The sequence below is a fragment of the Mycobacterium sp. 1245499.0 genome (genome assembly GCF_001673615.1).
Taxonomy (GTDB): Bacteria; Actinomycetota; Actinomycetes; order Mycobacteriales; family Mycobacteriaceae; genus Mycobacterium; species Mycobacterium europaeum_A.
On the sequence record NZ_LZMG01000244.1, the window covers coordinates 1 to 1,637 of the forward strand.

Here is a 1,637-nt window from a genome sequence, read left to right on the forward strand (position 1 = left end):
TCACGCTGAGCGGGGCCATCCTCGATCCGCTGCTGCGGGCCGATCCGGTGGGACCGCGCATCACCTACTACGACGACTGGCTGCACCGCCATCTGGGGCCTGGGATTCCGTCCCCGTAGGCCGGCCGAGGCCCGGTCCCGGGCCACCCCCGCGGCGGCGAACGAGCGTAAAATCGGGTTACTAGGGGAATAACGGTGGGGACCAAGCGATCTCTCGCGCCACCAATTCGTGCGACGAGCCCGCCCTCACCGTTATTGGCTAGCAACCGACTATTGGAGGAGCTTTGGACACCGTACTTGGTGTGTCGATGGCGCCGACGGCAGTCCGGATGCTGCGGCGCGACGACGTTCGTGCCGACGTCGGGCCGCTGGTCCGCGGGCGGCCGATTCCCGAAGATCAGTGCCAGCGTCAACGCCGCGACGCCGCCGACGAACACCGCCGCGACGGCGGCGATGGTCACGATCGACTTGCGGCTGCGGCGCTGCTGCGCCGGGGTGCCCGAGAGCCGGTGGGCGTCGGAGGCCGGGTCGTCCTCGGCGCTGTAGGCGAGCTCGGCCGCCGCGGCCGAGGCGGTCTGCGTGGCGCTCATCGCGACCGTTCGCGGCGCGCCCAGCTTCGCGTTCGCCGCGGCCAGCGAGGCGCCGCGCGCCAGGGCCATCTCGGGTTCCTCGGGCGTCGTCACCGACAGGGCGGTCGCCGCCTCGAGCGTGGGTTTGATGGAGGGAATGTCGACCTCCGAGCCGACCAGGAACAACCCGTCGGGCCGCGCGCTCATCGACTCGGCGTCCGAGACCATCGCGGCGAGTTTCGCTAGTGCGGCGTCGTCGTCGCCGGGCAGCGGCTGCCGATGCACGTCTGTGACCGTCCCGTGCGAGGTGTCGACGACAGCCAGGGTCGCGCTGTCCGGTTCGACGAGCAGCAGCGCCGTGCGGGCCCAGTTGGTCGCGCTGCCCATGGCCTGCGCCAGCGCTGCGGCGGCCATGACCGCCGAGACCAGCATGACGTTCTCGATCTTGCGCGCGGCCAACGCGTCTCGCAGTGCCGCCGCCTTGACGGGGTCGGTCCAGCTCACTCCGCTGGACTTGAGCCGATACCCGCCTTGGGCCGCGCTGTCCCGGGTTCCGAGAATGGCCGCGACGACGTGATTGGCTGCGGCGATGGGGGTTTCGTGGCCGGCGACATCGAAACCGTCCTGATCGACCGTCACCCCGCTCGCGGCTTCGCCTTCGACGAGCACCATGCGGACGGTCTCAGGTGCCATAGACACGCCAAGTACGACGTCCACCACTCCTCCACATCGTCCGAAATTGGTAGCCCTGCCCAGATCCGCCACCCTAGCGCGCCGGGTTCGGCCCGCCCGGGAACCGCGAGGGCGCTATCGGTGGCCGAAGCCGTGACCACCGCCGAAGCCGTGGCCGCCAAACCCGTGACCACCACCGAATCCGTGACCCCCGAAGGGTCCGTGGCCGCCGAAGGGTCCGTGGCCGCCGAAGGGTCCGTGGCCGAAGGGTCCGTGACCGCCGAACGGGCCGTGACCGAACGGGCCCTGACCGCCGAGGGGCCCGTGACCGCCGCCCCGCCTGCCGGTACCCGGACTGGGCGGCGGAACGAACCCCGGCGGGGGCAGGGCCGGGGTT

At 71.3% G+C, this 1,637-nt stretch carries 1 protein-coding gene and 2 pseudogenes; 2 read left to right on the forward strand and 1 reads right to left on the reverse strand.

Translation table 11 applies throughout. The features are described 5' to 3' along the window. Nucleotides 1–77: pseudogene (locus A5646_RS28980) on the forward strand (TIGR03089 family protein); the annotation flags it as partial. Between the two features lie 248 nt (nt 78–325). On the opposite strand, the pseudogene A5646_RS13875 reads toward A5646_RS28980, so the two are convergent. Continuing rightward, nucleotides 326–1,285, reverse strand: a pseudogene (locus tag A5646_RS13875) (hypothetical protein); the annotation flags it as partial. Between the two features lie 96 nt (nt 1,286–1,381). Between A5646_RS13875 and A5646_RS29920 the strand changes: the two are divergent. Beyond that, on the forward strand, nt 1,382–1,637 hold a 256-nt coding region (locus A5646_RS29920; RefSeq protein WP_231998322.1), incomplete at its 3' end, for a hypothetical protein.